Annotated in this window: 6 protein-coding genes; all 6 read left to right on the top strand. The window is 48.8% G+C overall.

The genetic code is table 11. The annotated features are described in order from the left end of the window. Positions 1-931: cobalamin-dependent protein (locus tag AC1WIP_RS10840; protein ID WP_481141840.1), on the top strand; the 931-nt coding region annotated here is incomplete at its 5' end. Next, entirely contained in the window at positions 928-2,544 is a 1,617-nt protein-coding gene (gene ilvB / locus AC1WIP_RS10835; RefSeq protein ID WP_481141839.1) for a biosynthetic-type acetolactate synthase large subunit, read from the top strand. The genes AC1WIP_RS10840 and ilvB, both read left to right, overlap by 4 nt. Positions 2,545-2,559: 15 nt before the next feature. Beyond that, positions 2,560-3,057: an acetolactate synthase small subunit gene (gene ilvN / locus AC1WIP_RS10830; RefSeq protein WP_481141838.1), complete on the top strand. Its 498-nt coding sequence runs from the start codon at positions 2,560-2,562 to the stop codon at positions 3,055-3,057. Positions 3,058-3,169: 112 nt separating this feature from the next. Continuing rightward, positions 3,170-3,676: an acetolactate synthase small subunit gene (gene ilvN / locus AC1WIP_RS10825; RefSeq protein ID WP_481141841.1), complete on the top strand. Its 507-nt coding sequence runs from the start codon at positions 3,170-3,172 to the stop codon at positions 3,674-3,676. Positions 3,677-3,741: 65 nt separating this feature from the next. Further along, the gene (ilvC, locus tag AC1WIP_RS10820) at positions 3,742-4,761 is read left to right on the top strand and encodes a ketol-acid reductoisomerase (RefSeq protein WP_318704550.1); all 1,020 of its coding nucleotides are present in this window, start codon (positions 3,742-3,744) and stop codon (positions 4,759-4,761) included. A gap of 49 nt (positions 4,762-4,810) precedes the next feature. Then, positions 4,811-5,317: ABC transporter transmembrane domain-containing protein (locus AC1WIP_RS10815; RefSeq protein ID WP_481141837.1), on the top strand; the 507-nt coding region annotated here is incomplete at its 3' end.

The raw sequence follows: 5,317 nt of genomic DNA, 5'->3' as shown, positions 1-5,317 counted from the left end.
TATCGCCAATCCCTCCCAGGAGCTTTTGGTGAGCTGTGCGCTGGCCACAGATCTTTTGCTTGCCAGGGAAGATGCAGATATCCGTTATATCGAATATGCCGGCCGGGTAAAGGAAAATCGTGAAAAAAAAGAAGCCGAACTGCAAAAAAGACTGCTGGCAGCCAAAGGGACGGTTTCGGAAGGGAGCCTGCCAGCAGGCCAAAGGACAGATCCCGGCTTTGAAGAGGCCCCAAAAGCCTCACAAAAAGAGGAGTCCGAGCAGGAAAAGCTCCGAAATGCGCTGCATACCGCTGTGCTGAAGGGAAACAGAAAGGGCATTGTACAGATAACAAAGGATGCGCTCTCAGGGGGAGAAGACCCGGCAGAGCTGTTGAACGAAGTGCTTTTGCCCGCCATAAACACAGTGGGAGATTATTTTGATAAGGGAAAATATTTTCTGCCTCAGCTGATTGCAAGCGCGGAGGCAATGAAAAACGCCATTGAGATATTGGAGCCGCTTTTGTTAAAGGAGTCGGATGCCAAAGATATGCCTGTGGTGGTCATTGCCACGGTGGAGGGCGACATTCACGATATCGGCAAAAATCTTGTGGCTCTGATGTTAAAAAACCACGGATTTCAAGTGATCGATTTGGGCAAGGACGTTCCCAAGGAAAGAATTATTGCTGCGGCAAAGGAGCATAACGCAAAGATTATCGCCCTGTCAGCCCTGATGACTACCACCATGCAGCGGATGCGGGAGGTGATAGAGTATGCGGCAGAGGAAGGGGTTCACGCAAAGATTATGATCGGCGGCGCAGTGATCACCCAGGAATATGCAGATGAGATCGGCGCAGACGGTTATTCCCGGGATGCAGCGGAGGCAGTGAAGCTGGCGAAGAAATTGAACGCATCGGATTTTCAAAAAATTCATGAGCAGGAGGAAGTTTTATGATAGGAGCAGATGCCATAATAAAATGCCTTGAGGCGGAAGGGGTAAAGACTGTTTTTGGTTATCCCGGCGTAGCCATTTGTCCTTTTTATAACAGTATTCTGGATTCGGATATTCGAACCATTCTCATCCGTACGGAACAGAATGCGGCTCACGCGGCAAGCGGCATGGCCAGAATCACAGGAAGGCCCGGCGTGTGCGCTGTGACCTCCGGCCCAGGAGCTACCAATGTGATCACGGGTATCGCCACCGCCTTTGCCGACAGTATTCCTTTGATCTGCATTACGGGACAGGTAAACAGCGAGCTTTTAGGCAGCGATGTATTTCAGGAGGCGGATATCACCGGGGCGGTGGAATCCTTTGTGAAGTACAGCTATCTGATCAAAAATGTCAATGATATTCCCAGAGTGTTTAAGGAGGCCTTTCATATTGCAAACACCGGCAGAAAGGGTCCTGTGCTCATTGATATTCCCATTGATGTACAAAATGCACCGATTACCAAATTCAAATATCCTGAGGAGGTAGTCTTACGCACCTATAAGCCTACGGTAAAGGGACATGCTGTGCAGATCAAAAAGGTAATAAAGGAGCTGGAGCGTGCAAAGCGTCCCATTATCTGTGCGGGGGGAGGCGTCCTTTTAAGCGATGCCCAGGGAGAGCTGAGAAGCTTTTCCGAAAAGCATCAGATACCGGTGGTTTCCACCATGATGGGAATTGGGGTCATGCCCACAAAGCATCCACTGTACTTTGGCATGGTGGGAAACAACGGAAAAGCGTATGCCAACAGGGCTATGAATGAATCTGACCTTTTGATCATGGTGGGGGCCAGAGTGGCGGACCGCGCGGTGAGCCAGCCGGATTTGATCACTCAGGGGAAGGTGCTGGTTCACATAGATGTGGATCCGGCGGAGATTGGCAAAAACGCAGGGCCTGCGATTCCTCTGGTGGGTGATGCAAAGCATATTTTTGAAGATTTCCTGAAGGAAGATTTTACCTGTGACTACAGCCAGTGGCTGGCGGCCCTGAGGGGATACCGGGAGACCATGGTAAAAAAGAGAACGCCCAATCCCGCCTATGTGGACCCGGCGGCTTTTATTACGAAACTGTCCGAAAAACTGGAAGAGAATGCAGTCTATGTTGCGGACGTGGGACAGAATCAGATATGGTCCTGCGGTTATCACATTGTAAAAAAGGGCAATTTTTTCACCTCCGGAGGCATGGGCACCATGGGATATTCTATTCCTGCGGCCATGGGGGCAAAGCTTGCTGCGCCGGACAGGCAGGTGATTGCAGTCTGCGGGGACGGCTCCTTCCAGATGTCCATGATGGAGCTGGCAACCATGCGCCAGCATGATATCCCGGTGAAAATCATTGTGCTGAAAAACAATTATCTGGGTATGGTCCGGGAGTATCAGCATTATACCTACAAGGATCATTATTCGGTGGTGGATTTGTCGGGCAGCCCGGATTTGGAAAAGCTTTCCTCTGCCTACGGCATCCCCTTTCTGCGGCTTACAAATATGGAGCATGTGGACAAAACGCTGGATCTCTTTTTGGAAAAGAATGAATCCATGCTGCTGGAATGCCTGATCGATCCCATGGACCTGGTGAAATAAAAAGGAGGGACGGATATGAAAAAGAGAATTTATTCGGTTTTGGTAGAGAACCGTTCCGGTGTTCTGTGTAAGGTTGCGGGGCTGTTTTCCAGAAGATGCTTTAATATTGACAGTCTTGCAGTGGGAGAAACGGACGACCCGGCCGTGTCAAATATGACCATTGTCAGTAGCGGAGACGAACGGACCATTGAGCAGATTGAAAAACAACTGAACAAAAAGCTGGATGTCATCAAGGTAAAGACCTATTCAGAGCAGCAGTGCATTACCAGGGAGTTAATGTTGATCAAAATTAAGTACAATAAAAACAACCGCCGGGAAATCATGGAGCTGTGTGAAATTATGAAAGCGGAGATTGTGGATATGTCAAAGCACTTTATGATCATACAAATCTGTGACAATCCTGAAAAAATTAAGCTTTTGATCAATATGCTGCAGTCTATCAGCATTGTTGAGGTTGCCAGAACCGGGACCCTGGCCCTGGCGAAGTGCTCGGAAAACGATGAGGCCAAATAGAAAGAGGGAAGATATCTGAGGCTTTATCAGACTAAAGTGTTTTTTGTTGACATTCGCACAGTAACTTGCTATATTAAGTAATTAGAAAGATGCTTGGAAAGGTTAGATGAATATGCAGAAAAAAGTATTTCAGCTGCTTGTGGACAATACCTCCGGCGTTCTCAGCCGTATTTCAGGGCTTTTTTCCAGAAGAGGCTATAACATTGAGAGCATAACCGCAGGCGTAACTGCAGATCCCCGCTTTTCCAGAATTACCATTGTGACTTCGGGAGACGATGAAATTCTGGAGCAGATAGAAAAGCAGGTGGGAAAGCTTGTGGATGTCCGGGATATCAAGGAGCTTAAGCCACAGGAAAGCGTATACCGGGAGCTTGTGCTGATCAAGGTGAGGGCAGAGGCGGACAAACGCCCCAGCATTATCGCCATCACGGATATCTTCAGGGCAAAGATTATTGATGTGGCTCCTGAGAGCCTGATCATTGAGCTCACCGGAGATCAGAGCAAGATAGAAGCCTTTATTCATCTGCTGGAGGGACATGAAATTCTGGAGCTGGCCAGAACGGGACTTGCCGGACTGGGACGAGGCACGGAGAATGTCACTTACATAACCGAGGACTGACTTGCGTTAGCTCTAGGGAAACCTATCAGTTATAAATTTAATGAAACAAAATGGAGGAAATGAAAATGGCTAAAATTTTTTATCAGGAAGACTGTAATCTTTCCTTGTTAGAGGGCAAGACCATTGCCATCATCGGCTACGGCAGCCAGGGGCATGCGCATGCACTGAACCTGAAGGATTCCGGATGCCATGTGATTATCGGTCTGTATGAGGGCTCAAAATCATGGGCCAAGGCCGAAGCCCAGGGATTTGAGGTATATACCGCAGCGGAGGCTGCAAAGCGCGCCGATATCATTATGATTCTGATCAATGACGAGAAGCAGGCAGACCTTTACAAGAACGACATTGAGCCCAACTTAGAGGAGGGCAATATGCTGATGTTTGCACATGGCTTCAACATTCACTTCGGCTGTATCGTGCCTCCCAAGAATGTGGACGTGACTATGATCGCTCCCAAGGGACCCGGACATACGGTGAGGAGCGAGTATCAGGCTGGAAAGGGTGTTCCTTGTCTGGTTGCAGTGGAGCAGGATGCCACCGGCAAGGCACAGGACATTGCCCTTGCCTATGCGCTGGGAATCGGCGGCGCCAGAGCAGGCGTGCTGGAGACCACCTTCCGCACCGAGACCGAGACCGATCTTTTCGGAGAGCAGGCTGTACTCTGCGGCGGTGTGTGCGCGCTGATGCAGGCAGGCTTTGAGACTCTGGTGGAAGCAGGGTATGATCCCAGAAACGCATACTTTGAGTGTATCCATGAGATGAAGCTGATTGTGGATCTGATTTACCAGAGCGGCTTTGCAGGCATGAGATATTCCATCTCCAACACTGCTGAGTACGGCGATTATATTACCGGACCCAAGATCATCACCGAAGAGACCAAGAAGACCATGAAGAAGATTCTTCAGGATATTCAGGATGGTACCTTTGCAAAGGAATTTCTGCTGGATATGTCTCCCGCAGGAAAGCAGGTTCACTTCAAAGCTATGAGAAAGCTTGCTTCCGAGCATCCCTCCGAGAAGGTTGGCGAAGAGGTGCGCAAGCTCTACAGCTGGAACAACGAAGAGGACAAGCTGATCAACAACTAATAAAGAAAAAGGAAGGGGATGCCTGGCATCCCCTTTTTGAGGTTATTTTATGTCATCCTTTCAAGATAAAATGAAGCCCCCAAAGGGGATGGAGCCGGAGCATTGGTTTACGGAAATGTATAAGCGCCACAAGGGACACCCCCTCATAACGCTGGTTGCTTTGTATAAGGGAAATTATCACAAATTTGTGCTGGCGGTGATTTTTTTCTTTATCAAGCACAGCTGCGTGTGGGTACTGCCCATTGTGACAGCCAATATTATCAACGACATCACCACAAAAAATCCGGACAGTATCCGAAACATTATACTGTATTCCATTCTGATGGTTTTTCTCATTGCACTGAATGTGCCCATGAATTACCTTTATACAGATTACAAAAGCCAGGCCACCAGATACGCTGAGACAGGGCTTCGCAAGGCCTTGATCTGCAAGCTGCAGCAGCTGTCTATTTCCTATCACACGGAAACCCAGTCCGGGCGGCTGCAGTCTAAGATCATAAGGGACGTGGAGGCGGTGGAGGGGCTTTCCACCCAAATGTTTTTGTCTATCTTGAAC

Source organism: Acetatifactor sp., assembly GCF_982438285.1.
This window is presented reverse-complemented; position numbering and strand designations above follow the sequence as displayed.

Coding starts and splice junctions, on each gene's coding strand:
- ilvB (WP_481141839.1), top strand. CDS start 928: ATGATAGGAGCAGATGCCATAATAAAATGCCTTGAGGCGGAAGGGGTA.
- ilvN (WP_481141838.1), top strand. CDS start 2,560: ATGAAAAAGAGAATTTATTCGGTTTTGGTAGAGAACCGTTCCGGTGTT.
- ilvN (WP_481141841.1), top strand. CDS start 3,170: ATGCAGAAAAAAGTATTTCAGCTGCTTGTGGACAATACCTCCGGCGTT.
- ilvC (WP_318704550.1), top strand. CDS start 3,742: ATGGCTAAAATTTTTTATCAGGAAGACTGTAATCTTTCCTTGTTAGAG.